A 24,771-nucleotide genomic window follows, 5' to 3' on the forward strand; every position below is an offset into this window, starting at 1 on the left:
TCTGTGCTCAATAATAGTGGGTATCTTCGTCTTCATCAACGCCGAAAAACTTCAACCATTCCTCAATCTCAGCCTTGCTCAGCGGGCGATCGGCGCGTTTATCGCGGGCATTGACGCGCGGCTGATCAAGAGCTTGCAAGCGACGGGCAAACTCTTGCGCCGAAATAACCGAAATGCCGCGCACTTGCGCTTCGCCGACGATAGCCCGGTCTGAGGAAACGACCAACCACTCTTCCCGCCGGCGAATAGCCCGAATCTGCCGGATAAGTTCGTGATCGGCGGTTTGCGGCGGTTTGGCGAAGCGCGTCTCAACCCCGTAGCCGTTCAGATTCTGCGGGTGGCCGTACACGCCCCCGTCGAAGACGACCACAAGCTTACGGCCACGCTTGCGCGCAGCGTAACGGCGAAGTTTGGCAACCAACTTCGCCTCGTCGTCGGGATCGCTCAATTCGATGTCGGGCATCTGGCCAATCAGGTTGTGACCGTCGATTAAAATAGGCATGTCTCTATTGTACCTGATATGTGGCTTGCGCTGCTGGTGTTTGATTGCGTGTCGGTTTGCATTGCGAGGGTACGGAGCGCCCGCCGTAATCCCCTGCTCTAGCGAGAACGAACGCTGAGGAATTGGGTCGCTTCGCTCGCAATAACAAGCGGAGCACGATAGCATGCAATGACAAAGGGATACCATACATGCTGCCCCATCCTAACTCATATCTCGTTGCGCCGCGCTTCCTTGCCGGCGAATATCCTGCTCACACTGCGGCTGATGCTGCTCGTCTTGAGCGGTATGTCACAGTTGGCGTCACGTGCTTTATCGATCTGACAGAACCCAAAGAAGCGTGGGCTTACGCCGCTGCGCTGCCGTCTCTTGTGTGGCATCTTCGCTTTCCTATCCCCGATCTTGGTCTGCCGGAGTCGCCGGCCGTGATGAACGCGATCCTTGACGCGATTGACCAAGCGCGTGATCGCGGCGCGACCGTCTATCTTCATTGTCGCGGCGGGATTGGCCGCACTGGCATGGCAGTGGGGTGTTGGTTGGTGCGTCACGGCCACACCGGTGACTCGGCGTTGGCAACATTGGCGCGCCTGTGGCAAACTGTCGCTAAAGCCGCCGTTCATCCCCATAGTCCCGAGACGCCGGCGCAGGTCGCGTATGTGCGGAACTGGGCGACGTTGCAACTCTCACTGCCGGCAAAGCGTCGGATGCAGTGAAGTGCATAACGCGAGGGGGATGAACGATGCGTATAACTGATCTGCCGATCGGGCCGGAACGTCCGGTCGAGCGCCGCATCGGCCGGCGATTGTTGGGGATTGCTCTGATCCTCGGCGGGCTGAGCTGGTTGTTGTTTGAACTGTTGAGCCGGGGCACGATTGCTGGGATTGATCTGAATCTTGCCCGTTCTGATAGCGCGCAAACCATTCCAGCGCAACGATTCACAGTGGCGCGAGTTGAAGTGAGCGGCATGAACGATCAGGTCATAGTGAACGGTACGACCGGCGAAGAAGTGATCGTCAGTGGCTCGCGGCTGGGGTTTGGCTGGGCGGCGAACGCGGCTGCCGATGCTGCCGCCCAAATTGATGTACATATCGAGCAGCGCGGCGATACCCTCTACATTAATGTCAATCATCAACCATGGGCGCCATGGAGCTTTGGCCGTAACCCGTATGCCCGCCTTGAGCTAGCCTTGCCGCCTGATGTGACGTTCAACATTTCACTTGTGTCGGGTGATGTGACGCTGCGCCAGACCGCAGCGAGCGGAACGATCAGCACAATGAGCGGTGATGTTATCGCCGACGGTGCGCGCGGCCAACTGACTATCAATACGACGAGCGGTGATCTCGATCTGCGCGATTATCGCGGCTTAGTGCGGGTGACGACCGTAAGTGGTGATCTCACCGCTACTGGCCAGCTTGATGATGTGAGAGTACAAACGACCAGCGGTGACGTAACGCTGCGCGGTGCGCTGGGCACAATCCAGATCACGACTGTCTCTGGCAATGTCAATATCGAAACGGCTGAGCCGGTTCGGTTGGAGGTGAGTACCACCAACGGTAAGATATCGTTTACCGGTCGTTTGTTGGCTGCACCGCAGCAGTTGAATACTATTTCCGGTGATATTGACCTTACCCTGCAATCATTGACCAATGCTCATCTGGTATTCAGCACCGTTAGCGGACGAATCAATGTGCCTGATCCTCTTGCAGCGCAGGTTGTCAATCGACGTTCACTGACGATGAGGATCGGTGAGGGTGGGGTCGACCTGAATGTGACATCAACGTCGGGCAACATCACCGTGCGATTTCGTTCACCGTAGGAGAGACATAGCACTGCTACGTCTCTCCTTGCAAAATCTGTGCAAAATATCTGCAAACGTGGTATGCTGATGATGAGCAAACCACGTTTGTGTTATGCAGCACCTATCATGGAGTATTCATAGATGGCAACTATGCACCCAAAGACAAGCGTACCGTCTACACGCCGATTTGAAATTCGCGAAGAATACCGCAACGGCCCTGACGGCCCAATGCGGGCATGGATCTCATCGCCCCAACAAGGCTTGCCAGTGTTGTTGATCCACGGCTACGGTGCGTTAATCGATCATTGGCGCCCGGTGATGCGGCCGATTGCCGGTGAACACACCCTCTACGCAATTGATCTCTACTACTTCGGCTATTCTGCCCGTCCTGAAGGGCGGCCCAGCCGCGAGCGATGGGCGGCGCAGGCGGCGGCGTTCATCCGCGATACTATTGGCCAGCCTGCCGTGGTGGTCGGCCACTCGATGGGTGGCGTCGTTAGCGCCCAACTCGCCCGCTCCTACCCCGATCTAGTCAAGGCACTCATACTGGTCAATAGTTCAGGTGCCCAGTTGCAGGCCCGCCCGCTCAGTCCCATTGACCGGCTCATGCTTGATGCGATTGGCGCGCCTTTGATCGGTGAAGCGTTAGCCGGTGTCTTCGGTAATCGCTGGGGCGTGCGGCAAGGCTTGCTCTCAGCCTACCATCGCAAAGAGTGTGTGACGCCGGAGTTGGTGGAGACGTTTAGCGGCCCGTTGCGTCGCTATGGCGCCGGTTCGTACCTCAAGGTCAGTCGTGAATTTGCCAATCTCGTGCTCGATCTCACGCCGGGCGAAATTCAGATGCCCACGCTGCTGATCTGGGGGGCGGAAGACCAGTCGATTCCGCCGGCGCATGCCGAGATTATCAAGCAACGTATGATTCCGCATGCCGAGATCAAGATCATTTCCGATAGCGGTCATTGTCCCTTCGACGAGACCCCGCAGGAGTTTCTCGACATCTTGCTGCCGTGGTTACGGCAATTGCCCGCCTAATGTTGGATCCGTCGTCGTTGTTACGGCGACGACGGATCCCACTGGTTCATCATCGCCTGCGCTGCATTGCGAAAATATTCGGCCATCACGCTGCGAGCCGGTTCCGGCACGCCAGCTTCATCGAGCGCAGCCAGCATATGTTCGAGCCACGCATCGCGTTCGGTTGGCCCAATTGGGAACGGCGCGTGCCGCATCCGCAATCGTGGGTGGCCGCGCCGTTCGCTATAGGTACGCGGGCCGCCAAAATATTGCATTAGAAAGAGCCGTTGGTGCTCTTTGCCCGGCTCAAGATCTGCTGGGAACATGGGGCGAAGGCGCGGGTCAGCCTCCACCCGCGCATAGAAGCTATCAACAATCCGGCGGAAGGTGGGTTCGCCACCGATCTGCTCATAAATGGTTGGTGCGCTCATAGGAATGCCTGCACTACATGATCATCGCTGTTGCGCCGTCGCCGGCGCTGTTTTTATGCTACCATAAGTCCAGTGGTTCGTCCGTATTCTAGATCATTCTGGAGAGCCACAAACGACTGCCGGGGCGAACCCGGCCCGAAAGCGTTTCCCGATGAAGTGCGGCAGTCAAACTGCTGCACTCCATATCAGACACCAGCCGCTATGACCTACCCCACCCTGTCTATCGCTACTGAACGTCTGCGGCTCACCGTGCTGGCCGCCGGCGGGCCGCGCATTCTCGGCTTACAGCTTGACGGTGGCCCCAACCTCTTGGCCGAAACACCGGCGGCGCGTTGGGCAACACCGTGGGGCGAGTTTGCCTTACTCGGTGGCCACCGGCTCTGGCATGCCCCTGAAGCCTTTCCGCGCAGCTATTGGCCCGATCTCGATGGCCCCGCCGCCGAGCCGGTAGCAGGCGGCATCGTCTTGCGCAGCGCCGTTGATCCGGGCGGGATTGCCAAAACGATCACAATCACACTTGATCCAGTGCAACCGCGCGTGCGTCTGTGCCACACCCTGACTAATCATGGCCTGTGGCCGGTGGAATTGGCACCGTGGGCAATCACCCAACTGGCGCCGGGCGGGGTAGCGATATTGCCGCTGCATAATGAACAGCCGCTGGCGAATCCACTCGTGCCTGATCGCCAGATTGCCCTATGGCCCTACACCCCGTTACCCGACCCGCGGCTCCACCTCACTGCCGACTACATCCTCATCAACACCTCGTTAAGCGGCCCACCGGCCAAGATCGGCGCGCATAGCCAAGCCGGTTGGTTAGCCTATCTGCATCACGGTGTGGTATTTCTCAAGCAGGTTGCCTATCATCCTGATCAAACCTACCCTGATCGCAACAGTAACCTCGAAATCTACTATGACCAAGGCTGTACCGAATTAGAAACGCTTGCGCCATTGCAGCGCTTAGATCCCGGCGCTGTCGTCACGCACAATGAGGTATGGCTCGTAGCGCCATGGCCAAGCCACATAGATCGCGAAGATCTTTTCAAAACCCTCGCCAAAATGGCGGCGGAGCTGGTATAATAACGGCCACGGTACAGAGTAATAGCAGATATGAGATGGGCAGCCAGCCAGAGCGCGATGTTGTTTGTGGTGTGATGGCGATTGCTTCGTTGCAAATCATACCACGAGAAATATTGCTCTCCAGTGAGAAGAAACTGAGCGACTGAGCCGTTATATTGCAAGAAAGAGCTATGCTGCACTGCTCCAACACAAGCGCGATAAAGCGCTGTACATCATCAGAATGCGGTAAGGTTGTGATCTCTTTCTGATACATATGAGCAACATTTGTTGACACTTGCCGATATTCGTGCTACTATTGCGGTACAGGCCAAAATCAGCCGAATAGTCGCAGGTTTTGGCTTTTAAGCAAAAACTCCATGTGGTATTCGATCGTAACCTCTGGACGCCGCCACGGCGGCGGTCGATGACAGCCGAGCAGTAAGCTCCTGGAAAGGCCCTGATGCGCACTCTGATCTTCACCGGAAAAGGCGGCGTTGGCAAAACAAGCGTCGCGGCAGCAACGGCCCTCCGGGCTGCGGATCGTGGCTTAAAGACGTTGGTGATGAGCACCGATCCAGCCCACTCGCTGGCCGACTCGCTCGATCTCGAGGGGCCGCTCGGCCCTGAACCCGTTCGGATCACCAAGAACCTTGACGCGCTCGAAGTCAGCATTTACCACGACATCGAGAGCAATTGGGGCATCGTGCGCGAACACTTCGCTCAGCTCATGGCCGAGCAGGGCGTGCAGGGCATTTTAGCCGATGAGATGAGCGTCTTGCCGGGCATGGAGGAGGCGTTCCCACTCATTCGGATCAAGAAGCACAAGGAGCGCGGTGATTACGATCTGCTCGTGATCGACTGCGCGCCGACCGGAGAGACGCTGCGGCTGCTCTCAGCGCCCGAAACGTTTAAGTGGGCGATTAATATGCTGCGTGGTGCCGAGCGGTTTGTGATCAAACCGATCCTCCGCCCGATGAGCAAGATTAATCCGACCCTCAATAAGATGGTTGCGCCGCCGGAGGTGTACGAGGCGGTTGATGATATGTTCCGCCAGTTGGAGGGCGTGACGGCGACGCTGGCGAATCCGCTTGAGACTTCGATCCGGCTGGTGATGAATCCCGAAAAGATGGTGATCAAAGAGAGCCAGCGAGCGTTGACCTACCTGTCGATGTATGGTATGACCGTCGATATGGTGGTGGTCAACAAGATCCTTCCGCTTGATCAAGACAGCGGCTATCTGAACCACTGGCGCGATGTGCAACAGCGCTACCTGCAAGATGTCGAGCACTCCTTTGTGCCGTTGCCCATCCGGCGGGTACCGTACTACCCCGAAGAGGTGGTGGGGCTTGAGAAGTTGCGCCAGATGGGTGACGATATCTATGGCGACATGGATCCGACCGCTGTGCTCTACGATCGCGCGCCGCTCGATATTTCCAAGGTCGGCGATAAGTACTATCGAGTGAAGATCCGGTTGCCTTTCGCCGACGTTTCCCAGCTCGATCTGTATCAGAACGGTGATGAGTTGGTGGTGCAGATCGGTGATTTCCGGCGGGTGTTGACGCTGCCGACTAGTCTAGCCGGCCTCGAAGCCGGTCAGGCGGAGATGGAGGGTGAGTGGTTGAGCGTACCCTTCATGGCGCCGCAGATGGCGTCGCGCTAAGGCAGCTTGATGGTGGGGTTTCTCGGAGGCATGCCTCCGGTGACCTAAATATGGGGAGTTCGCATTGTTAAGGAGGTGTGTGCATGGCGACGAGAGGCTGGTTCTCGGAGTCGTCGGCGCAAGTGGCGCAGATCGGCGACATTATGTTCCAAGGCCACTGGCAGTGGGTCTCGAATGCGCTGCAAGCCACCGCGGCCGCGGTTGACAACATCAACCGCAATGCTTACCCGGGCGTGTCCCGGAGCGGCTCGGGCGAGAGCGGCTTCAGCAGCAGCTCGAGCAACGGCTTCCGTCCGAAGCGCATCCGCTCGCGCTTCAACCGCTAGGTTGGCGGGCAGGCGTGAGGTGCGCTGCTCGCCACCTCACGCCGATCCCTTGGGAGCGTTATGATTAACCTGCTCTATTACAGCCATACTACCGTTCCAGCTCACCTCGAAGAGATTACGCGGCTTGATGTGCTCGATCCTGATGAGCAGGTGCTAGTCGCGGTTGATGGCGTGCTGCTCGATCAGCAGGGGCGCCGGCTGAGCGGCCCCACGCTGCACGACTATTGCCTGATTACCGATTTGCGGGTGGTGTTGTGGGCCCGTGATTATGGGCGCCACCTGTGTTTTGCATTTCCGTTGAGCGAATTGACCTTGATCGATGGCCGGGGAATCGATCCGATTCACGGGATGGTGACGCTCGGCTTTAGCGCGCCTGATGCCGAAGCGCAAGTCTTCACGCTCACGCTGGTGCCGCAAGCGTATGTGCCGGCGTTGATGATCTTGTTGCGCACAGCGGCTGAAACAGCGCGTGCGGCGTTGGCTGCCGGCATGGATGCCCGCCAAGCGGCGCCTGAGGTGATGACAGCACTTGGTGCCGCAATTTATGGTTCCGAAGATGCGTTGCGTCCCGATGAAATGCCCTATCGTTGGCCCGGCGGTGCGCCACGCACGCCGGCGACGCCAAATGCGCCCTTTGTAGTTGACCCGGCAAATTTGCCGCCTAATCAAATCTTTACTGCCGGCCGTCTCGCCCGTTCAGCGTGGGATACCCTGCGCCGCACGTTGCGTGAGGCAGATTTACCGTTTGACTTGAGTCCGGCAAGTATCCGTGAATTGACCGAAGCCATCCGTGCTGTTAATGACTTAGTCCAAACTGTCACCAGTAATCCTGCTGCCCAGCAGATGGCGATGGCGTTTTTAAACCGCCAAGCGGCTACGCGCCAAGCCCAAGCTGAACCAGCGGGGTCGCCGGTCGTCGAGCCACCGGTGACGGAGCCGTCTCCCGCGCCGCCGGCTGGGCCGCGTTATCACGAAATACCGTTGCGTCGACGTACTCCGGCGCCGCCAGAAACGCCAGCGTCGCAGCCGTCAGCGCCAATCCCGCTGACCAAGCGGGCGTCATCCATCGAGATGCCGGATCGGCGTGAAATTCCGCTCCGCCGCCGGAGCGCGCCGGTTCGCCGCGCGCCACTCACAGCGTTGAGCGGTTCGGGTGATGCCGATCACGATCAAGCATAGCTGTTGGTAGCATTGGCGGTCGCAACCGCCCTAAGGAGCAGGTATGAGCCCATTTCTCGGTGTCAATGTGAGCATGGCGAGCGTCGAGGAATTGCGCCAGCGCGATTTGCTGGAGGAAGGCGAGACGCTGCTTGCTCTCTTCGATGGTACGTTGCTCGATGAGAATCGCCGCCGGGTTGGCGGTCTTGCGCTGGCTGATTTTGTCGCGTTGACCGACCGCCGGCTGATTCTGTGGGCGCGCGGCTTCTTTAACGATACCGTCGATGGTTTTCCTTGGAGCGATGTTGATGTGGTGCGCGCCGAGACATGGGATCCGTGGCATGGTCGCGTCAGCCTTGCGCTGCGCATTCCGGCAACGCCACCACGCAAGCGCCGCGTTGCGCTCGGCGAGGTGCAAGACCCCGGCCAACCTGAGCGGGTGATTGTGAATACGCTCGATTACATGCCGGCGGAAGATGTTGATATGCTGGCCAAAATGGTGGCATGGGTCGGTGACCAAGTGTTGGCCGGTGTCAGCGGGGAAGAATTGGTGAAGGCCTTTGAGGCTGAGTTCCCAGCCGTGGAACGCAAGCCCCTGCCGCCGTTCTTTATGAGCGAACCGGCTCCGCCGCCGATGCCGGAACCAGAGCCGAAGAAGCCGGCCAAGAAGCCATGGTGGAAGTTTGGCGCTGCCAAGGAGGAAGAAGAGCCTGCTCCCGCTTCACCGAGCAATCTGATCGCTGCTTACGAGAGCCAGCGGGGCGGTGCTCCGGCTGGTGTGACGCCGGCGCCGGTCGGCCCATTGCCAACGTTACCCGAACAACCCAATATGTACGAGGTGAGTCGGTCGTTGCGCTTGATGCTTGAGGTGCCACGCGGGTTGGCGCGCGGTCTGCGGCGGGCGAGCGAGATCATGAGCGGCGCGACCGAGTTGCTGAACAATATGCAAGATCCGCGCGTGCGCCGTAATGCGATGCGTGGCATCTATTATGCTGCTGCCCAGCAAGAGGCGGAGGGCGGGCCATTGGCTCCTGTGGGGCCGGTGGTGCGCGCTGCTGTCCGGTTTGCTGAACCAACCGAACCACAGTCAAGCGCCGAGCAGCCGGTGCAGCGCCGGATTGCGGTGCGAGCCACGGTACGGCAAGCAACGCCTTCGCCGGCGGCGGCTGAACCGGCGGCATCGCCGGCGCCTGAAACCGCCGGCCCGCAACCGGTGCGCCGCGCCATTAGTGTGCGCCGGGTCGAACCGCCGGTCGAGGAGACTGGCTCGTCGATGCCGGTGCGCCGCGTGGTGGTCAATCGCACCGACCGCCCTGCCGCAGTTAGTGGCAGCGGCGCCGGTACGTCGGCGCGTGAACCGCTCAATGGCCGATCGGATGATGAGCCGGAAGCGCAGTGATCGAACGTGGGCGGGGAATAAGGTTGCAGCAGGCGAATGAGGCACTATGACGCGAGTCATTATCTATTCCGGTAAGGGCGGTACTGGTAAGACGACGCTCTCGGCGGCGACAGCAGTGATTCTGGCGCAGTCTGGCCGCCGCACACTGGTGCTCTCGAGCGATCCGGCTCACTCGCTGGCCGATGTGATGGGGATACCGATCAGCCGCGATCGGCCAACACCGCTGGCTCCCCATCTCTATGGTCTCGAAGTGGATACGATCTATGAGTGGCGCCAGAATCTGGGTGGCTTTCAGCAGTTCGTGACAGCGACCTATTCGGCTCGTGGTATTGAACGCTCAACGGCTGCTGAACTGGCCAATCAGCCCGGTCTTGATGAAATCCTCGCGTTGCAACGGGTGATGGATGAAGCGCAGAGCGGTCGTTGGGATGCGATTGTGCTTGATACCGCGCCGACCGGCAATACGTTGCGCTTGTTGGCCTACCCCGAAATGATCATCGGCGGTGAAGCTGGAAAGCGGTTATTCCGCGTCTATCGCGGGATCGCGAATGTCGCCCGCCCGTTCCGGCGTGATTTGCCCGATGACCGCTTCTTTGAAGAGGTGGGCAAGCTGCTCGAACGGATGGATCAACTGGCCAACTTTTTGGTCAGTTCGGCGGTTTCGGTGCGGTTGGTGCTGAATCCGGAGCGCTTGCCGTTGCTTGAGACACGCCGTGCCTATACCTTCCTAAGCCTGTATGGCCTGCAACTCGATGCGGTGCTGGTGAATAAGATTTTGCCACACCGCACTGATCTTGGCCCGTACTTTGATTACTGGGTCAACCTCCAGCAGCAGTATCTGGCTGAGATTGAGGCGAGCTTTGCGCCGACGCCAATCTTCCGTACCGTGTTGCAAGGTGGTGAACCGATCGGAGTTGATGCGCTGTTGCACGTTGGCCGGCTGACCTTCGGCGATGTCGATCCGGGGGCGCTGCTCTACGATGAACGGCCGATCTGGCTCGAGCAGTGGAGCGAAGATGGCGAACCCGGCCAATATGATCTCTGTTTGCGGTTGCCGTTCCTTGATGTCGGTGAGTCGATCGAAGTAAGCCATAGCGGTCCCGATTTGACCATTACGGTCGGGCGGATCGAGCGCACAATTGCCTTGCCACGGGTGTTGTACGATTGTGTCCTCGGTGAACATCGCTATGAAGATGGCGTCTTGCGGCTGGCCTTCTACGAGGCTAGCGCTGCCCGCGCCAGCGGCAAACAGCAAGTTGAGGCGGCCTAACGTGATTGCTACCGCCTCTCCGTTGTCTATTCCGGTTGCATTGTGCACCGGTTGCGAGCACTCTGCATGCGCACGCTGATCTTTACTGCCTATCATCAACTCCAACAGAGCGCGGCTGCGCTCGCGACGGCTTGCCACGCCGCTCGGCGTGGGTATCGTACCTTGGTGGCTTCGAGTGGCCCCAGCCATCTGCTCGGCCATCTGCTTTACCAAGTGCTTGGTTCACGCCCGCTGGAACTTGAGCCGAACCTCGCGGCGATGGAGATTCATCCCCACGAGGAGGTTGCCCGCCGTTGGGAGCAAGTGCGTCCGTCGCTGCGCAGCGGGCTGGTGGCCCGCCTGCGCGATCTTGGTCCTGATGAGCTGCCGGCCTTCCCCGGCATTGATGCGGTGGCGGTGATGTTGGTCGCCGAACGTGCCCGGCAATCTGGTCGGTTCGATCTGTTGATTCTCGATGGCCCGTCACCTGACGCTCTCATCCGGGCGTTGACGTTGCCTGATGTGCTGCGCTGGGCAGTGCGCCTGATCTTCGGCCTTGATCGCGGTCCCGGTAAGTCGCGTGCGTCGCAAGAGCAGGCAATGATTCCGGCAGCGATCGTGGCGCCTAGCGCGACTGCGCCCTTGCAAGAGTTACGAATTGAGCTTGAGCAACAACGCGCTCGCCTCGAAACCGAGAGCGGGGCGCGGGTGCGGATGGTGGCGTTGCCGCCAGAGTTGCGCTTGCCGCCGCTGCGTGCGGCGTTAACCGCCTTTGGTCTGTTCGGGTTAGCTAGCGATGAAGTGATTGTGAATGGCCAGCCCGACCAAGTCGATGACGAAAGCCGCCACGATTTCAGCCACGAGACCAGCCGGGCGCGTCCGTTGTTGCGGGTTGGTCAGCTTGAGCTGACGCCGGCTGATCGCGATACGTGGGCTTTGCGCGGAGCGGCGCTCTACCGTGATGGTGACATCTTCACTGTCGAACCGCCGCGTCCGGTGAGTAATGAGCGTGATCTGCGCCTGCTGATCCCTTTCCTCGATGCCAAATCGCTCGATATTGCAGTGGCAAGCGAAGAGGTTGTCGTCCAACTCGGCCAGTTGCGCCGGCATGTGTTATTGCCGGGGTTGGTTGATGGCGGTCGCTTACGGGCGCGGGTCGAGGGTGAATTGTTGCGGTTGTGGGTAGAGTAGCGAAGGGGGGCGCCTATGTCAGTGCTTGCCCAGCCGATCCCGATCGATCGACCGCCGGCGCGACCGATCGATGCGCCGCCAACGGCCAAGTATATTGAGTATGTCAATGAGGTGGCGACACGCCTTGCCGGCAAGTTGAGTGCCCGTGAACGGCGCCGGCTGGAAGGTGAACGCGCGCTCTTGGCCCGCGCCCGCTTTATCGAGCTGAACGGCGTTGTGCATCACTATCAAGATGTCGGGCCGCTCGATGGCGAACCGTTGCTGCTCATCCACGGCTGGGATTGTTCGTCGTTTTGGTGGCATCACGTGATCGATCCACTGGCGCAAGCCGGTTACCGCGTGGTGAGCTACGATTTGAAAGGGCACGGCTTTTCTGATAGCGATCCGCGCCAAGATTATACCGTGGCCGGGTTTAGCGCCGATGTGCAGGCGTTGTCACGCGCACTGAATCTTGGTCCGGCCCACGTGGCTGCTTTCTCGCTCGGTGCGTTTATTGGGCTGCACGTGGCAGCCCACCAACCCGAATTAGTGCGCTCGCTGATCTTCTTTAACTTTAGCTTGCTGCCGTACAATAAGTTTGCTTCGCAGTTTGTGCCGCGCTTGCTCGATACCGTGTTTAACAGGGTGTTGCGCCCGATCGAGCGGCGTAATCTGTGGTGGCTGCCCTTTATCTATGCCCGGCTAGTGATGGCGCAGAATACCCCATCCATTAGCGATATTCGGCTCGGCACGCTCGGTTTGCGCTATTGCGATCCGGCAGCAGTGCGGGTATCGGCGACCGAATTGTCGCGCCCCGAGATTTTGGCCGCCGTGGCCGAGCAAGCCAAGACGATCCAGCAGCCGCTCTTGTTGGTGGCCGGCGCCAACGACCCGATCATGCGTCCGGCCGATGGGCGCAAATTGGTGGCGCTCGCCCCCAATAGTTCATTTTTGGAAGTGCCGAAGTGCGGTCATCTAATTTTGTTTGAATTGCCCGAGCACGTCATTCAAATTATGCGCCTCTTCTTGAAAGGCGTTCGCTAGGGAGGTCGGTGTATGCAGTTGTTGCTTCGTTCTGGCGGCCAACAAATGATCATCGATATGGAGCGGGCTGATGACCGCCCGCTGTCGGTCGGCCAGTATACCTACCGGCCCCGCCGATTGGCCGGCAAGGTGCGCCGGCTGGTCGCTAAGATGTGGCCTGATATGCCCTCGTCAGTGCTCGATGAGCGCCTGACCTTCGAGGCGCTGGATAACGGGCGCGAGACGGCGTGGGGCGATAGCGGCAGCTTTTCACCGCGCTCTGGTTCGACCGTGCTGCTTGGGCGCTGGGATGAAGACGGAAGTGTGGGGATTGCATTGCACGAGTTGGCCCATGAAATGCACCTGCGCCACGGTGGCTACGATGATAGCGATGGTGTGGTGCGCGAGGCGCTCGCGATGCTGGCTGAACGCGAAGCCGGTCTGCGCCGCACGTTTGAGCGCGAACCGTACCATTCAGCATGCCAGTTGATCGAACAACTCGAAGAGTTGCCGGCCTTTAGCCGGATGGCGTTCAGCAAGCGGTGGGCCGAGGTGGTCAGCGTGACGTCGGCGGCTGGGTTAGCCGATCTGATTAATTACTATCTGGATCGCAGCGAGCGGTTGGGGTTAGCGCGTTGGCTTGATCGCCTGACGAAAAATGTTGATGTGCGGGATCAATTGTTAGCCCGCTTGGCGAGCACATCGCTGCGTTACAGCCTAGATCTGCGTCGCCACCTGATTAAAAAGTTGGTGCGGTGCAAACCGGAAACGCCGGTGGAGCAACTCATGTATGTCCTTGATTCAATCGCTACGCTTGATCGGCGCTATCCAAATGATGATCTTGAGCGCATTATCAATTTCTGTTTCGCGCCGTATGTGCCGCAGCGTCGCCGTCTCTTCGCTTTTGGCTCGTGATAGAGAGGAGCGCGTATGAATCGCTTCGAAGAAGAAAACCCGACTGTTCGTTGGCTGCCCGGATTTGCGCGCCGGTGGTTTGGTCTGAGTAATGAAGACCCCCGTCGCAGTATCGATGCACGGTATCAGTGGATGCCCAATTGGTTGAAGCGTTTGTTGAATTTGGATGACACGCCAGTGCCGTATGCTGGCGAAGCGGAGCCGGCTGCGCCGAGCCGGCCATCGTATGGCTATCCGCCGCCGTCGGGTTCGTATACGCCCGGTGCGGCATCATACACGCCTGGCACGCCCTCGTTTACGCCGCGCAGCTTTGCTCCAGCAACCTATCGGCCGGCCAGCGAGGAGGTGCCTGCCACGCCAGCCCGCCTGAGCCTCGCCGGTGATGAGTTGCCGCCTGATGTGCAGCCAATCGGATATCTGCTGCGTTCGTATGCGCGCGGGGCCTTGCCGCCGCAGGGGCTTGAGGCCTTTACCCGCGAGGTGCGCACGACGACTGAGAAGGTGCTGAACTTCTACGGTCATTGGATTCGCTTCCAGACCGAGGAGCTGGTTCGCATCGGTTGTGACCTGTTTAATGCCGCAGTTGATGCCTTGCCCGGCGAGAAGACCAAGCAACAGCCGCAGACGATCCGGCGGATTAAGGTGGTCGCTGATAACGGCAATGGTAATGATGTCGCTTCTGCTGCGGTGGCGCCGGCCCAATCAATGCCATCGACGGTTCCTCCAGCCGCCGAAACGCCAGTGGCTACGGATGAGCCTAAGTCTCGTTCCGAAGACAAAGATAAAGAGTAGACTATGCCCCGTCCGGTAGTGATTATGGGCGGGTGGCTGTCGTCGCCCGCCGATTACTTCGGTATGGCGCGCGTGCTAGCCTCGCCGCCATACAATCGGATCGTGTATGTGGTTGATTTCAGCCGGTTAGCGTGGGCACGCTTGCGCGATCCTGATTTCGGGCCGGCGCTTGATGCGCTCGCAGCGACGGTGCGGATTGCGCTTGAAGAAACCGGCGCTGATAAAGTTGATTTGATCGGCCATAGCGCCGGCGGTCGGATTGCGCGCGCCTATTTGTCCGATGAGCCGTATCAAGGGGTGCGTTATGCCGGCCATGAGGTGGTAGCAAGCTTAACCACGTTGGGGACGGCCCATGCCACGTCGGAGATCTGGGTGAAACAGTTTGCCGACTGGCTTGAGGCGCGGTATCCCGGCGCAGCTTTTCCTCACGTCAAGTATCGCGCTGTAGCAGGGCGGAGTGTGCGTGGCCGTCGTTTCGGCAATCCCGAAGAGATGATTGCCTATCGTTCCTATGAGGTTTCGTTCGGCAATGGGAATTTGGTTGGCGATGGGATTGTGCCGACAGCAGCGTGCTATCTGGCCGGTGCCGACAACTTGATCTTAGAGGGTGCGCGCCATGCACCGTATAACGCGCCGGCGACGTGGTACGGCGCACGGGATGTAGTGCCGCTGTGGTTTGAGGATTGATCAGGAGTGCTATGGCCCGTCCGCTGGTGATTATTGGCGGTTATCTGACCAGTCCGAGCGATTTTGCGGCACTGGCGCGGACGCTCGAACAACCACCATTTAGTTTTCGCGTCTTCGTGACCCCAATCGGTCGTATGCGCTGGGCTTTAACCCGTGATTGGGATTTTCGGCCGGTGTTGCGGATTGTGCGCGACACGGTCGCTCGGGCCTTGCGCGAAACCGGCGCTGAAACCGTGACTCTTCTGGCCCATAGTGTCGGTGGCACGGTGGCGCGCATGTATCTCGGTGATCAGCCGTACAAAGGTGACATCTATGGCGGCCACCGGTTCGTGCATCACTTGATCATGCTCGGTACGCCGCACCATAGCCAAGAGTTCTGGACGCGCCAGACCGTCGGGTTTACTAATCGTTGTTATCCCGGCGCGTATTATGATCAGATCCGCTATACCTCGATTATTGGCCGCAGCATTCAGGCCAATCGGCGAGGACGCTGGGTTGAGCGGATGGCGTATAACAGCTACGTGCTGATCGACGGCCCTGCCGGCGCGCAGGCGTGGGGTGACGGGATTACAACGCTGACCTGCGCAGCGCTAGCTGGCGCCGAGTATTTGGTCGTGCCCGGGTTGCATCACTCTCCTATCCACGGTCGTCCGTGGTATGGCGACCCGGAAGGGTTAAGATACTGGCAACGAGTGTTGTTGGGATCCTCATCAGTTGTTGTTTGAAATGTCGCTGATTTGTACTATAATACAAATTGCATGAAATCATCGCACATTGACCGGTTTATTCTGTACGCTATGGCGGCTGTGTCGGGTGTATCGCTTGCGTGTTATACCGCAGTGCTCTATCTCTGCCGGCAAGAGGTGAATACGCATCATCCAGAGCGTGCAGCATTGCGCAATCGGTTAGCGAATATCGCGCATGCGCTCGATTGGCTGATGAACGTAATGGTCGCAGTGGTCGGGATTGGCCGGCTCTTTCGTGAAGAGCATTTTGGCGGGCAACACCAACCACGCTGGTTGAAGATCTATTTCATGATTACTGGCCCGTTGCCAACCATCGGTATGGTTGGAGCGATGATCACCGGCCATCGCTGGGGCGAGTCGATGCGTGATTATCCGCAGAAACGCCGGTTGCATCGCTTCTTTGCATGGCTAGGGTATGTCAGTTGGTGGCTGAGTTTTATTCCGATCTTCTTCCAGCCGTGGTTGAACCGGCAAGCAGCAGTATCTAAGCAGGGTTCAGAGTCGGTTATTTCTTAAGTTACATCGCACTTGTGCGCGAGGGGGACCGCATGACGACTTCACCTTCGGTTGAACCAACCACGACGGGCACCGCGGCGCTTGAGCAACAAGAGCTATTTGCCGCAACCAACCGTGCCTATGATATGGTGTTTAAGGGCACGGTGGATTTCTTCGTGATTAAGGCGGCAAAAGATTTGGGGCTGTTTGATCTGTTGGCTGCCGAACCGCGCACGCTGGCTGATCTGGCAACCTTGACCGAGACAGTGCCGTCGCGGCTAGAGAAGTTCTTGATTACGCTCGAGCAGGTAGGTCTGGCGGCGCGGAAAGATGATCGCTGGCAGCTCACCCCCTTCGCCGAGCAATTCTTTGCCGATCCCGAACGCCATCGCAATATGACGATGGTGCCGTTCGTGGATTATATTTCCGATTTAATCGAGAATTACTACCTGCGGCTGGCTGATGTGGTGCGCGGGAAGGTTGATTTTACCAGCATTGTGCCGCATCCGCCGCGCACTCGCGAAGATAGCCTGTTTTACGAGACGTTGCACCGCTCGAATATCCAGCTCTTCGTCGAGTTGTTAGTCAAGCGGGCACGGCTGGCCGATGTGCAGATGCTGATCGATGTCGGCGGCGGCATTGGCGATATTGCGGCGGCCCTCTGTCAAGCCTTCCCCAATCTCAAGGTGAAGTTGATCAACTTGCCCAGCGCGCTCGATCTAGTGCGCGAGAATGTAGCGGCCAAAGGTCTGAGTGACCGGATTACGCCGGTGGCGGTCGATATGTACCGCGAGCCGTATCCTCCCGGTGATGCAGTGCTCTTCTCGCGCATTCTCTACCCGATGAATGCGCAGTTCTGCTCGATGTTGCTCAAGAAGGCCTACGATGCGTTGCCGAGTGGCGGGAAGGTGCTGATCCTCGATATGGTAATCAGCGATCCGCAGCATCCAAACTACGATTATCTGACCCACTACCTGTGCGCGATTGGGATGGGCTTTTCGGTGCTTGAGTTCAAGGATCACGCGATCTACCCTGATCTGCTGCGCCAAATCGGGTTTACCGACGTGACCTTCGATGAGGGGTACGAACACGTTTTGTATCAGGCGGTAAAACCGTAAACGAAGGTTCAGCCATGTGTGACCGGTGCAGCTTCTGCCCGGCAATGCGGTAAGCAACTATGATTTCGACTGAACAGCACGTCTCGCTCAGCCGAAAAATCCGGGCCCATATCGAGCTTGCCGATCCGGTGACGTGGATTTCGCCGGTGCTGGTCTGTTTCTGTGGCGCACTGGCGTCAGGCTACGAGCGAGGTTTTGACTGGACGCGGCCCGATCACTGGTGGCTCATACTGTTGGGCGCGTTGATGACCGGCCCGCTCGGTACCGGCTTCAGCCAGAGTATTAACGATTATTTCGATCGTGAACTGGATGCGATCAACGATCCACAACGCCCGATTCCGGCCGGCATTGTGACGCTGAATGAGGCACGCTGGAATTGGATCGTACTCGGCACAGCAACCATGCTGGTGTCGCTGGTCTTTGGTCAGCCGTTGATCGTCTTCTTCGCCTTTGTCGGTATCGTGCTGTCGGTAATCTACAGCATGCCGCCGATCAAGCTGAAGAAACATTTCTGGTTGGGGCCGCCGGCAGTCGGGTTGGGTTACGTTAGTATGAGCTGGATGGCTGGCCATCTGATATTTGCGCCATTGACGTGGCAAAGCGTGGTGGTAGCGTTGATCAATGGCGGTTTAGCGGCCGGCTTGCTCTTTCTTAACGATATTAAGAGCGTTGAGGGTGATCGCAGGTTGGGCCTGAAATCACTCACGGTTGCGATTGGCGTGAAGCGCACGCTAATTGTGGCTTACGCAACGATTAACGGCTTCGAGGCAATGCTGATGATATTGGCGTTGGTGTGGGGGCAATACTGGGTGGCAGCGTTTATTCTGCTGGCATTGGTAGTGCCGATCTATAATCAGATTAAGCTCTACCGTGAACCAAACCAGCAGAATTACGTGCGTTACCTGCTAGCCTCCAACCCATTTGTGGCCTTGATCCAGATTGTCTCGGGTTTTCTGGTGGGCGGCTATTTTGGCTGACCGTTAAGGAGGTGCGAAGATGACGGAGACTGAAGGTGAGGTCCGAGTGCGCAGCGTCCCGGTGCGGCGCAGTGACAGCTTTGTCGAGTCGGCGATGGAGTTCGGCGGCGGCGTAGTTCGCCTTGGCATGTCGGTCTTTACGCTGCCCTTCGCGCTGCTGCCGCCAGAGTCGCGCCAGCACATGCGTAATGCGACCAAGGAGCTGATGTACGCCTTCGCCTCGTTGCCGCGTGATTTCGCCGAAATCGCTGGCAAGAGCATCGAGAAATGGGCGGCTGAGGGCGAAGAAAAGACTGAGGCGAAGTAACGCCGGTTGCTCTCTGTGAGCAGAGGAGGAGAGACGTATGAGCAATGAGACGACCAACGAGCGTGATGGCTTGTTTGAGCTGGCGGCTAGTTTTGTCGGGGGGGCAACCCGGATTGGCCTGACAGTTGCTTCGGTGCCGCTGGTGCTGTTGCCGCGCAATTCGCGCCGCCGCGTGCGCCGGGCGATGGCCGAGGTAGCAATGGCGGTGGTGGCATTTCCGAAAGAGCTGGCCAATATTTCAGAGCGGGTAGTTGATGATATCGTCGCGGCTGAGCCACCGCAGATCTCGTTGCCGAGCCCGAAGCAGGTTGGCGAGCAGGTGCGCTCGTTTACCGAGCGGCTGTCGCGCGCGGCGGAAGAGCTTGGCACGAGCTTTAGCCGGGCTGCCGGACGGGCTGCCGACGCGGTTGAGCAGGGTGCAGCCAAGGTTGATGAGTGGGTTGAGACGCCGCCCAAGACGCCGCCGGCGCCGTGATCGCTCGGTGGAGTTGTGGCTGACGCAGAGGGGTGGGATGCGGCGAGACGCACCCATTCCTCTGCGTCTGTCTCTCGCTGCCAAAGGTGTGTGATCTGCGCCTGTTGTGCGGTTGACCGGCAACCGAGCCGTGGTATTCTGTAAAGAGGGGATGTAGCGTGATCTACACCCGCCTGTCGTGACCAGTCCACGGAGCTTTGTGACCATGCAGATCGTTATTCTCGGCGCCGGCTATGCCGGTTTGCGCACAGCGCTTGATCTGGCCCGTTTCCGCCGTGAACAAGGGCTTGATATTACCATCCGCTTAGTTGATCAACATCCGTATCACCAGTTAATCCAGTTGTTGCATTTGACCGCAACCGCCGGGATTGCCGATCAGAAGTCGATCTATCAACTCGATCATTTGTTGCAAGGCCGTGATATCGAGCGGGTGGAAGGGCGCGTGACGGCAATCCATCCGCTTGAGCGCACGGTGACGTTGGCCGACGGCCGGAGCTTGCCATACGATCGGCTGGTGTTGGCACTAGGCAGTGAGACCTCTTTCAATGTGCCCGGCGCCCGTGAGTATGCGCTGCCACTTCATACCTTCGCCCACGCCGTCGCGTTGCGTAAACACATCATCGCTCAATTTACTAAAGCGGCGTCGTTAACTGATCCGACCGAGTTGCGGATCACGATGACAACAGCGATCGTTGGCGGTGGCTATACCGGTTGTGAGTTGGCCGGCGAGTTGGCGGCATGGGCCGATGATCTGTGCCAGCAAACCGGTGCGCCCCGTAAGGAAGTGCGCATTGCCCTGATTGAACGCGAAGATCATGTGCTGCCGCACCTCGGCAAGTGGGCAAGTCAGGAGGCTGTGCGCCGCTTGGAACGCCTCGGTGTGAATGTGTTTCTTAAAACGCCGGTAACGCAGGTCGAGCCGCAATGCTTGCGCTTTGCCGATGGCCGGATCTTACGCGCCGGAACGATTGTCTGGGGGGCTGGCGTGCGCGCGCCAGCCCTCTTGGCCGAGGCCGGCTTCCCAACCGATCGGATCGGGCGGGTGCTGGTTGACCGCTACTTGCGGGTCAATGGGCAAGCTGTCGTGTTTGCCATTGGCGATTGCGCCGCTGTGTCTGATGGTCGGGGAGGTGTCTTGCCGCCCGCCGCATCATACGCCATTCGGCAGGGTGCCCATTTGGCCGCAGAACTGGCGGCTGAAGCGCGGGGAGAAGCGCCAAGGCCCTACGAGCCGGTCGAGCTCGGCGAAGTTGTTTCATTAGGGCCAAATGATGCTATCGGGAGCGCATTAGGTGTGCCGGTGATGGGGTATCCGGCGCTCATGCTGAAACGGGGAATTGAAGAGTATTACCGCGCTACCATTGAAAGCGCCTGAGCGATAGGAGCATGATTATGATCGTGCAGGAACAGTTTGTTTCAATTAAAGCGCCACCTGCCACCGTCGAGCGTTACTTGACCGATCCCGAATTGATGGCCCAGTGGCGCTCGCCGTTGGTGGTGCTCGATCCGATTGAGGGTGACTTGATGGCGTTGGGCAGCAAGCATAAACTGCGCCTCAAGTCGCTGGCGCTAGCCGGTGCGACCTACACTGTCACCGAACGCGATAGCGGCCATATCTTGCTGACGATCGATGGTCTGTGGTGCGGCAAAGAACTCTGGCGTTGGTTTGCTGATGGCGATCGCACGGTTGTGCAGAATCGGGTGGAGTACGAAGTGCCCGATCCTAGTCTGCGGGTGTTCGTCGTAGGCATCGGCCAGATCTTTGCCTCGCTCGATATGCGTATCCAGCTTGACCGCTTGCGCATGATTATCGAAGGCAGTGGCAAACCGGCAGCGGCCCAGTCGCGCTAGTGGCGGCGCGATCGCCTGTTAGTGATGGCGCGAGGTGGGAAGATTGGCAGAGTGGGTGCTCTGCATCGTAAGGGCGGGTTTCACACCCGCCCTTATCATTTTGTGATTGATATTTGCATAAAAGCACAGATATTGCACAAAAACTGCATCGTTTCATCTACTACAATGCAATCCAACCCTGTGCTAGCATACAGCTATCAGGATAGCAGGTTCGTCAGTGATGAGAGGTTGCGTATGGCGCGACAGCAACGGTTTAGCCCGCGCGATGAGGTCTATCTTGCCAGCACCAGCTTTGAAGTGTATATGGTGGCCGGCGGGGTGTTCATCGGCCTATTTGGGCTGCTCTTTGCGATTAGCATTAAAATTAGCCTTGCTTGGTTGATGTGGCCAGCGTTGTTTGTCTCGATTTTAGCGGGCTACATCACCCTTAATCGGCTTGAGAAGCGTGAACGCCGGCGTAAGTTAGCCGAGCTTGAGGCCGAGTACGCGGCAAAAGAACGGCGTGTGAACGGCGATTAAGCAGCATTTGTAGGCATCTTGTCATCTTGAGCGCAGCATGGTTGTGCTATCTTCCAACTAACTGTGTTGTGCCAAGAGGATTAAGATGCAGACACTTCGCCAGCTTCGCCGCACTCGCGATTTGACCTTTGTTGATTTGGCGCTTCTAACCGGGATCCCGGCACGGGTTATTGCCGAAGCCGAATATGGGATGCGTCGCCTCAGCCGCGGTGAGGTTGAGGCGATTGCATTGGTGTTGGGCTTGTCACCCGCAGCTTTACTGCCGTCGCTACCGCGACCATCGCCACCAGCAAACGTCTGGCCGCTCGCATTAACGGCTGGGTTAGCTGCGACGCTGGCGGTGACACCGCTGGCGACAGACGTCGCTCCCACGTTCCAACGTCAATTGCAGGCTTCTCTGCTCAATCAGGCCGGCGCTCGTCTCATCGAAGCCATCCCTACAGCGGCCTTGCCGGCAGCAGCGCCAACGCAACTGGCAGTGAGTCGTGCGCGTCCCGTCGCGTTGGCGACCCCTACGCCCGATGCGCTGGCACCCTTCATCGCTCCCGCGCCGCCACTTGTGCTAACCCCTCCAGCGGTTCCCCAATTTTACCTCGATGAAGCTGGTCCCCACGGTTGCCCAGTGCAGCCTTCATCAGGCCAAGTTGTCATCACCCAAGGGTATGGCGTTGGCACCCACGCGCCGGCCCATATTTGGGGTGCGATCGATTTGGCGGTTGACGGCGACGGCGATGGGTTGGCCGAGCCGGGGCCGAGCTGGTATGCGCCGGTTGTTGCTACCCACGATGGGGTGGTGAGGGTGACCCTGAATAGCTATCCTGCTGGTCACCACGTCTGGGTATTGGCAGCGGACGGAGTTTGGCGCACCGGCTACTCGCACTTGGCGATTGTGACGGTGATTGATGGGCAGCAGGTGCGGGCCGGCGAAGTGATCGGCTTAATGGGCAGTACCGGTTTTGCTAGTGGCCCGCACCTTGATTATCAAGTCTGGCGCGGCGATGTCAATATTGATCCGACGACGTTGGTGGGGTGTGGGGGGAGATAATAGCCGCAAAAAGATGCAAACAGCACGAACATCGTTGGATGAACCAGTACCACTACACCACCATCTGGCTGCTGCTAGCGTTCGGTTTCAATGGGTGTTGCCATCAAAACAGTTACAGGCAAGCACCTTGTTCTGTGTTAAGCCGCAATCATTTGTGTTTTCTGTGTCTTTTCGCGGCTATTCTTCACGCCCGCAACGAACGCTGGAAGAGCGACAGGGCGAAGGCCATGCTCGCAGCAGCAAAAACGGCCAGCACCAGACCGCTGGCCCACAGCGGCAGGGTGGCTTCCACCCCGAACGCCAAAGCGCGCACAGCGTCGATCAGATACGTTGCTGGATTGATGAGCACAATTACTTGCATCCATCCCGGCAACACTGATAGCGGGTAGAGTGCATTCGAGGCAAACAACAGCGGCAGGTTAAAGAGAAAAATCATGCCGTGATAGCCGGCGATACTGCGCGAAATAGCCGCTACACCGAGTGCCAGCCCGCTGAAGCCGATGGCAAAGATCGCGAGCAAAACGAGCGCACCTAACCAGCCAACTGGGTTGATCGCCAAGCGCGCCCCCATAAGCAACCCAATGATTAACATTAGCGTCGCTTGAAAGAGCGCCTTGGTTGCGGTACTCGCCGCACTACCCAACAAAATGCTCAAGCGTGGGATCGGTGCGGCCAGATACTCTTTCACAATCCCGCGCAGCCGCTCATCCAACAATACCATGCCGCCGCCAACTGCGCCGCCCAATGCGCTGAGGGCAATGATGCCCGGCAGAATAAATGACATATAATCACTACCGCCAACATCGCTAATCATCCCGCGCATGCCGACCCCGAAGAGCACCACCCACAAGACAGATTGCAGCGCCAACCCAACCAGCTCTTCGGTCTGCTGAACGAATTTGCGCATGTGCCGCGTCCAGATCACATACGTGGCGTACATCGAGTGCTCCTCTCGCAGTATGAAAGCGTTAATCACGCAGTGCAGTGCCGGTATAGTGCAAGAACACATCGCCGAGCGATGGGCGGGCAAGAGTGACATCTTCGATGGCGAAGCCGTTGTTGCTGATCGCATTCAGCACCGCCGGTAAACGACGACTACCGTTGTCGGTATAAATCAGGGCCAAGCCATCGGCTGGGTCAGTCTCGACCCGGTTCACGCCATCAATTGCAGTGGCAACCGTGGCCAGATGCTGAAAATCACCATTCCCGCGCACTCGGATGACATCAGAACCGAGCGAAGCGATCAGATCACCCGGCTTGCCTTCGACAATGAGGCGACCGTGGTCGATGATGCCTACGAGGTCGGCCAAAGCCTCGGCTTCATCCATCGCGTGGGTCGTAAGCAAGATGCTCATTCCACGACGGCGGTTCAGATCGCGCACATAGCTCCAGATATTAACCCGATTTTGCGGATCGAGGCCCTGCGTTGGTTCGTCAAGCACCAACACCTGCGGATCAGTCATTAGACCACGGGCCAATTCAAGCCGCCGTTTCATCCCGCCAGAATAGCTCTTGACCGGCCGATCGATGGCATCGGTCAATTGCACCAACTCAACCAATTCAGCAATCCGTTGCCGACGCACAGCGGCTGGCAGGCGATAGAGGCGACCGTGAAAATCGAGCGTCTCACGCCCAGTCAGCAGCGGATCGAGCACCATCTCTTGAAAGGTTACCCCGATCCGGCAGCGAACTTCGGCTGCATCGCGCACGACATCATAACCGAGAATGCGCGCGCTGCCGGAAGTCGGTGGGAGTAAGGTGGTGAGAATACTGAGCAGGGTCGTTTTGCCCGCCCCGTTTGGGCCGAGCAAAGCGTAGATCCGCCCGGCCGGTGCTTGGAGATTGACGCGATCGAGCGCCGTTACCGTGCCGTACCGTTTGACCAGCGTCTGTGTTTCAACAGCGTGTTCGTTCATCACCGTGCCTTGGTCATCAGGCTCCAACTCTTTCAGAGCATAACGCGCCTGTGCAGTGATGTCAAGCCCATCTGTGAGAACCGTCACAGGGATTGACTTTCACTGATGATAGTGCTATGATCGCACGGCAAGCGTCAATGACGATGCG

General features: G+C 58.5%; 28 protein-coding genes. 24 read left to right on the top strand and 4 right to left on the bottom strand.

Features of this window, described 5'->3' with window-relative positions:
* Nucleotides 1–7: 7 nt before the first annotated feature.
* Nucleotides 8–502 carry an NYN domain-containing protein gene (locus Q1A00_RS03635; protein ID WP_298405792.1) on the bottom strand — a complete coding sequence of 165 codons (495 nt, stop codon included), beginning with the start codon at nt 500–502 and terminating at the stop codon, nt 8–10.
* Nucleotides 503–690: 188 nt separating this feature from the next.
* Here Q1A00_RS03635 and Q1A00_RS03640 point away from each other — a divergent pair, with 188 nt between their 5' ends.
* The 3 genes from Q1A00_RS03640 (at nt 691) to Q1A00_RS03650 (ending at nt 3,329) form a co-directional block, all read left to right on the top strand.
* Nucleotides 691–1,212 (top strand): phosphatase, encoded by a 522-nt coding sequence (locus Q1A00_RS03640; protein WP_298482122.1) that lies wholly within the window; start codon nt 691–693, stop codon nt 1,210–1,212.
* A gap of 26 nt (nt 1,213–1,238) precedes the next feature.
* Complete coding sequence (locus tag Q1A00_RS03645; protein ID WP_299755313.1) at nt 1,239–2,315, top strand: DUF4097 family beta strand repeat-containing protein; 1,077 nt, start codon at nt 1,239–1,241, stop codon at nt 2,313–2,315.
* A 123-nt stretch (nt 2,316–2,438) separates the two neighbouring features.
* Nucleotides 2,439–3,329: an alpha/beta fold hydrolase gene (locus Q1A00_RS03650; RefSeq protein ID WP_298403865.1), complete on the top strand. Its 891-nt coding sequence runs from the start codon at nt 2,439–2,441 to the stop codon at nt 3,327–3,329.
* 20 nt (nt 3,330–3,349) lie between these two features.
* On the opposite strand, the gene Q1A00_RS03655 is transcribed toward Q1A00_RS03650, so the two are convergent.
* Entirely contained in the window at nt 3,350–3,739 is a 390-nt protein-coding gene (locus tag Q1A00_RS03655) for a globin (protein WP_298403868.1), read from the bottom strand.
* A gap of 201 nt (nt 3,740–3,940) precedes the next feature.
* Between Q1A00_RS03655 and Q1A00_RS03660 the strand changes: the two genes are divergently transcribed.
* The 21 genes from Q1A00_RS03660 to Q1A00_RS03760 all read left to right on the top strand — a co-directional run bounded on the left by Q1A00_RS03660 (nt 3,941) and on the right by Q1A00_RS03760 (nt 22,707).
* Nucleotides 3,941–4,816 carry a hypothetical protein gene (locus Q1A00_RS03660; RefSeq protein WP_299755316.1) on the top strand — a complete coding sequence of 292 codons (876 nt, stop codon included), beginning with the start codon at nt 3,941–3,943 and terminating at the stop codon, nt 4,814–4,816.
* Nucleotides 4,817–5,255: 439 nt separating this feature from the next.
* Complete coding sequence (locus Q1A00_RS03665) at nt 5,256–6,455, top strand: TRC40/GET3/ArsA family transport-energizing ATPase (protein WP_298403874.1); 1,200 nt, start codon at nt 5,256–5,258, stop codon at nt 6,453–6,455.
* An 83-nt stretch (nt 6,456–6,538) separates the two neighbouring features.
* Complete coding sequence (locus Q1A00_RS03670; protein WP_066783739.1) at nt 6,539–6,781, top strand: bacteriochlorophyll c-binding family protein; 243 nt, start codon at nt 6,539–6,541, stop codon at nt 6,779–6,781.
* 60 nt (nt 6,782–6,841) lie between these two features.
* On the top strand, nt 6,842–7,960 hold the full coding sequence (locus tag Q1A00_RS03675) for a hypothetical protein (protein ID WP_298490014.1): 1,119 nt from the start codon (nt 6,842–6,844) through the stop codon (nt 7,958–7,960).
* Nucleotides 7,961–8,003: 43 nt separating this feature from the next.
* Entirely contained in the window at nt 8,004–9,338 is a 1,335-nt protein-coding gene (locus tag Q1A00_RS03680; RefSeq protein ID WP_298403883.1) for a hypothetical protein, read from the top strand.
* Nucleotides 9,339–9,384: 46 nt separating this feature from the next.
* Entirely contained in the window at nt 9,385–10,608 is a 1,224-nt protein-coding gene (locus tag Q1A00_RS03685; protein ID WP_298403888.1) for an ArsA family ATPase, read from the top strand.
* 66 nt (nt 10,609–10,674) lie between these two features.
* On the top strand, nt 10,675–11,778 hold the full coding sequence (locus tag Q1A00_RS03690; protein ID WP_298403891.1) for an ArsA-related P-loop ATPase: 1,104 nt from the start codon (nt 10,675–10,677) through the stop codon (nt 11,776–11,778).
* Between the two features lie 15 nt (nt 11,779–11,793).
* Nucleotides 11,794–12,801 carry an alpha/beta hydrolase gene (locus Q1A00_RS03695; RefSeq protein ID WP_298403894.1) on the top strand — a complete coding sequence of 336 codons (1,008 nt, stop codon included), beginning with the start codon at nt 11,794–11,796 and terminating at the stop codon, nt 12,799–12,801.
* A gap of 12 nt (nt 12,802–12,813) precedes the next feature.
* Nucleotides 12,814–13,695 (top strand): hypothetical protein, encoded by an 882-nt coding sequence (locus Q1A00_RS03700; RefSeq protein WP_066783726.1) that lies wholly within the window; start codon nt 12,814–12,816, stop codon nt 13,693–13,695.
* A 15-nt stretch (nt 13,696–13,710) separates the two neighbouring features.
* On the top strand, nt 13,711–14,487 hold the full coding sequence (locus tag Q1A00_RS03705) for a hypothetical protein (protein ID WP_298403897.1): 777 nt from the start codon (nt 13,711–13,713) through the stop codon (nt 14,485–14,487).
* Nucleotides 14,488–14,490: 3 nt separating this feature from the next.
* Nucleotides 14,491–15,174 (top strand): alpha/beta fold hydrolase, encoded by a 684-nt coding sequence (locus Q1A00_RS03710; protein WP_298403900.1) that lies wholly within the window; start codon nt 14,491–14,493, stop codon nt 15,172–15,174.
* 11 nt (nt 15,175–15,185) lie between these two features.
* Nucleotides 15,186–15,899, top strand: coding sequence for a lipase (locus Q1A00_RS03715; RefSeq protein WP_298403903.1), 714 nt, complete (start codon nt 15,186–15,188; stop codon nt 15,897–15,899).
* Between the two features lie 33 nt (nt 15,900–15,932).
* Nucleotides 15,933–16,436 (top strand): hypothetical protein, encoded by a 504-nt coding sequence (locus Q1A00_RS03720; protein WP_298403906.1) that lies wholly within the window; start codon nt 15,933–15,935, stop codon nt 16,434–16,436.
* Between the two features lie 32 nt (nt 16,437–16,468).
* A complete protein-coding gene (gene bchU, locus Q1A00_RS03725; RefSeq protein ID WP_298403909.1) occupies nt 16,469–17,533 on the top strand; it encodes a bacteriochlorophyllide d C-20 methyltransferase BchU in 1,065 nt (354 codons plus the stop codon).
* Between the two features lie 59 nt (nt 17,534–17,592).
* Complete coding sequence (gene bchG, locus Q1A00_RS03730; RefSeq protein ID WP_298403912.1) at nt 17,593–18,510, top strand: (bacterio)chlorophyll synthase; 918 nt, start codon at nt 17,593–17,595, stop codon at nt 18,508–18,510.
* A 19-nt stretch (nt 18,511–18,529) separates the two neighbouring features.
* Nucleotides 18,530–18,817 carry a hypothetical protein gene (locus Q1A00_RS03735; protein ID WP_298403915.1) on the top strand — a complete coding sequence of 96 codons (288 nt, stop codon included), beginning with the start codon at nt 18,530–18,532 and terminating at the stop codon, nt 18,815–18,817.
* 37 nt (nt 18,818–18,854) lie between these two features.
* The gene (locus tag Q1A00_RS03740) at nt 18,855–19,292 is read left to right on the top strand and encodes a hypothetical protein (RefSeq protein WP_298403917.1); all 438 of its coding nucleotides are present in this window, start codon (nt 18,855–18,857) and stop codon (nt 19,290–19,292) included.
* 205 nt (nt 19,293–19,497) lie between these two features.
* Nucleotides 19,498–20,667, top strand: coding sequence for an NAD(P)/FAD-dependent oxidoreductase (locus Q1A00_RS03745; RefSeq protein ID WP_298403919.1), 1,170 nt, complete (start codon nt 19,498–19,500; stop codon nt 20,665–20,667).
* Nucleotides 20,668–20,684: 17 nt separating this feature from the next.
* Nucleotides 20,685–21,143: an SRPBCC family protein gene (locus Q1A00_RS03750; protein ID WP_298403921.1), complete on the top strand. Its 459-nt coding sequence runs from the start codon at nt 20,685–20,687 to the stop codon at nt 21,141–21,143.
* A 234-nt stretch (nt 21,144–21,377) separates the two neighbouring features.
* On the top strand, nt 21,378–21,662 hold the full coding sequence (locus Q1A00_RS03755; RefSeq protein ID WP_298403923.1) for a hypothetical protein: 285 nt from the start codon (nt 21,378–21,380) through the stop codon (nt 21,660–21,662).
* A gap of 85 nt (nt 21,663–21,747) precedes the next feature.
* Nucleotides 21,748–22,707: a peptidoglycan DD-metalloendopeptidase family protein gene (locus tag Q1A00_RS03760; protein WP_298403926.1), complete on the top strand. Its 960-nt coding sequence runs from the start codon at nt 21,748–21,750 to the stop codon at nt 22,705–22,707.
* Nucleotides 22,708–22,891: 184 nt separating this feature from the next.
* On the opposite strand, the gene Q1A00_RS03765 is transcribed toward Q1A00_RS03760, so the two are convergent.
* Nucleotides 22,892–23,647 (bottom strand): ABC transporter permease, encoded by a 756-nt coding sequence (locus Q1A00_RS03765; RefSeq protein WP_298403929.1) that lies wholly within the window; start codon nt 23,645–23,647, stop codon nt 22,892–22,894.
* 28 nt (nt 23,648–23,675) lie between these two features.
* Nucleotides 23,676–24,710, bottom strand: coding sequence for an ATP-binding cassette domain-containing protein (locus tag Q1A00_RS03770; RefSeq protein ID WP_298403932.1), 1,035 nt, complete (start codon nt 24,708–24,710; stop codon nt 23,676–23,678).
* Nucleotides 24,711–24,771: the final 61 nt, after the last annotated feature.

Origin of the sequence: uncultured Chloroflexus sp., from assembly GCF_938091255.1 — a bacterium.
Lineage (GTDB): Bacteria > Chloroflexota > Chloroflexia > Chloroflexales > Chloroflexaceae > Chloroflexus.

What these genes read in the sequence shown, in the direction of transcription:
- Q1A00_RS03655 (WP_298403868.1), bottom strand. Translation starts at nt 3,739, where the DNA reads ATGAGCGCACCAACCATTTATGAGCAGATCGGTGGCGAACCCACCTTC.
- bchU (WP_298403909.1), top strand. Translation starts at nt 16,469, where the DNA reads ATGACGACTTCACCTTCGGTTGAACCAACCACGACGGGCACCGCGGCG.
- Q1A00_RS03715 (WP_298403903.1), top strand. Translation starts at nt 15,186, where the DNA reads ATGGCCCGTCCGCTGGTGATTATTGGCGGTTATCTGACCAGTCCGAGC.
- Q1A00_RS03700 (WP_066783726.1), top strand. Translation starts at nt 12,814, where the DNA reads ATGCAGTTGTTGCTTCGTTCTGGCGGCCAACAAATGATCATCGATATG.
- Q1A00_RS03720 (WP_298403906.1), top strand. Translation starts at nt 15,933, where the DNA reads ATGAAATCATCGCACATTGACCGGTTTATTCTGTACGCTATGGCGGCT.
- Q1A00_RS03710 (WP_298403900.1), top strand. Translation starts at nt 14,491, where the DNA reads ATGCCCCGTCCGGTAGTGATTATGGGCGGGTGGCTGTCGTCGCCCGCC.
- Q1A00_RS03695 (WP_298403894.1), top strand. Translation starts at nt 11,794, where the DNA reads ATGTCAGTGCTTGCCCAGCCGATCCCGATCGATCGACCGCCGGCGCGA.
- Q1A00_RS03740 (WP_298403917.1), top strand. Translation starts at nt 18,855, where the DNA reads ATGAGCAATGAGACGACCAACGAGCGTGATGGCTTGTTTGAGCTGGCG.
- Q1A00_RS03645 (WP_299755313.1), top strand. Translation starts at nt 1,239, where the DNA reads ATGCGTATAACTGATCTGCCGATCGGGCCGGAACGTCCGGTCGAGCGC.
- Q1A00_RS03640 (WP_298482122.1), top strand. Translation starts at nt 691, where the DNA reads ATGCTGCCCCATCCTAACTCATATCTCGTTGCGCCGCGCTTCCTTGCC.
- Q1A00_RS03635 (WP_298405792.1), bottom strand. Translation starts at nt 502, where the DNA reads ATGCCTATTTTAATCGACGGTCACAACCTGATTGGCCAGATGCCCGAC.
- Q1A00_RS03755 (WP_298403923.1), top strand. Translation starts at nt 21,378, where the DNA reads ATGGCGCGACAGCAACGGTTTAGCCCGCGCGATGAGGTCTATCTTGCC.
- Q1A00_RS03665 (WP_298403874.1), top strand. Translation starts at nt 5,256, where the DNA reads ATGCGCACTCTGATCTTCACCGGAAAAGGCGGCGTTGGCAAAACAAGC.
- Q1A00_RS03705 (WP_298403897.1), top strand. Translation starts at nt 13,711, where the DNA reads ATGAATCGCTTCGAAGAAGAAAACCCGACTGTTCGTTGGCTGCCCGGA.
- Q1A00_RS03690 (WP_298403891.1), top strand. Translation starts at nt 10,675, where the DNA reads ATGCGCACGCTGATCTTTACTGCCTATCATCAACTCCAACAGAGCGCG.
- Q1A00_RS03745 (WP_298403919.1), top strand. Translation starts at nt 19,498, where the DNA reads ATGCAGATCGTTATTCTCGGCGCCGGCTATGCCGGTTTGCGCACAGCG.
- Q1A00_RS03670 (WP_066783739.1), top strand. Translation starts at nt 6,539, where the DNA reads ATGGCGACGAGAGGCTGGTTCTCGGAGTCGTCGGCGCAAGTGGCGCAG.
- Q1A00_RS03750 (WP_298403921.1), top strand. Translation starts at nt 20,685, where the DNA reads ATGATCGTGCAGGAACAGTTTGTTTCAATTAAAGCGCCACCTGCCACC.
- bchG (WP_298403912.1), top strand. Translation starts at nt 17,593, where the DNA reads ATGATTTCGACTGAACAGCACGTCTCGCTCAGCCGAAAAATCCGGGCC.
- Q1A00_RS03675 (WP_298490014.1), top strand. Translation starts at nt 6,842, where the DNA reads ATGATTAACCTGCTCTATTACAGCCATACTACCGTTCCAGCTCACCTC.
- Q1A00_RS03680 (WP_298403883.1), top strand. Translation starts at nt 8,004, where the DNA reads ATGAGCCCATTTCTCGGTGTCAATGTGAGCATGGCGAGCGTCGAGGAA.
- Q1A00_RS03685 (WP_298403888.1), top strand. Translation starts at nt 9,385, where the DNA reads ATGACGCGAGTCATTATCTATTCCGGTAAGGGCGGTACTGGTAAGACG.
- Q1A00_RS03650 (WP_298403865.1), top strand. Translation starts at nt 2,439, where the DNA reads ATGGCAACTATGCACCCAAAGACAAGCGTACCGTCTACACGCCGATTT.
- Q1A00_RS03660 (WP_299755316.1), top strand. Translation starts at nt 3,941, where the DNA reads ATGACCTACCCCACCCTGTCTATCGCTACTGAACGTCTGCGGCTCACC.
- Q1A00_RS03760 (WP_298403926.1), top strand. Translation starts at nt 21,748, where the DNA reads ATGCAGACACTTCGCCAGCTTCGCCGCACTCGCGATTTGACCTTTGTT.
- Q1A00_RS03735 (WP_298403915.1), top strand. Translation starts at nt 18,530, where the DNA reads ATGACGGAGACTGAAGGTGAGGTCCGAGTGCGCAGCGTCCCGGTGCGG.
- Q1A00_RS03765 (WP_298403929.1), bottom strand. Translation starts at nt 23,647, where the DNA reads ATGTACGCCACGTATGTGATCTGGACGCGGCACATGCGCAAATTCGTT.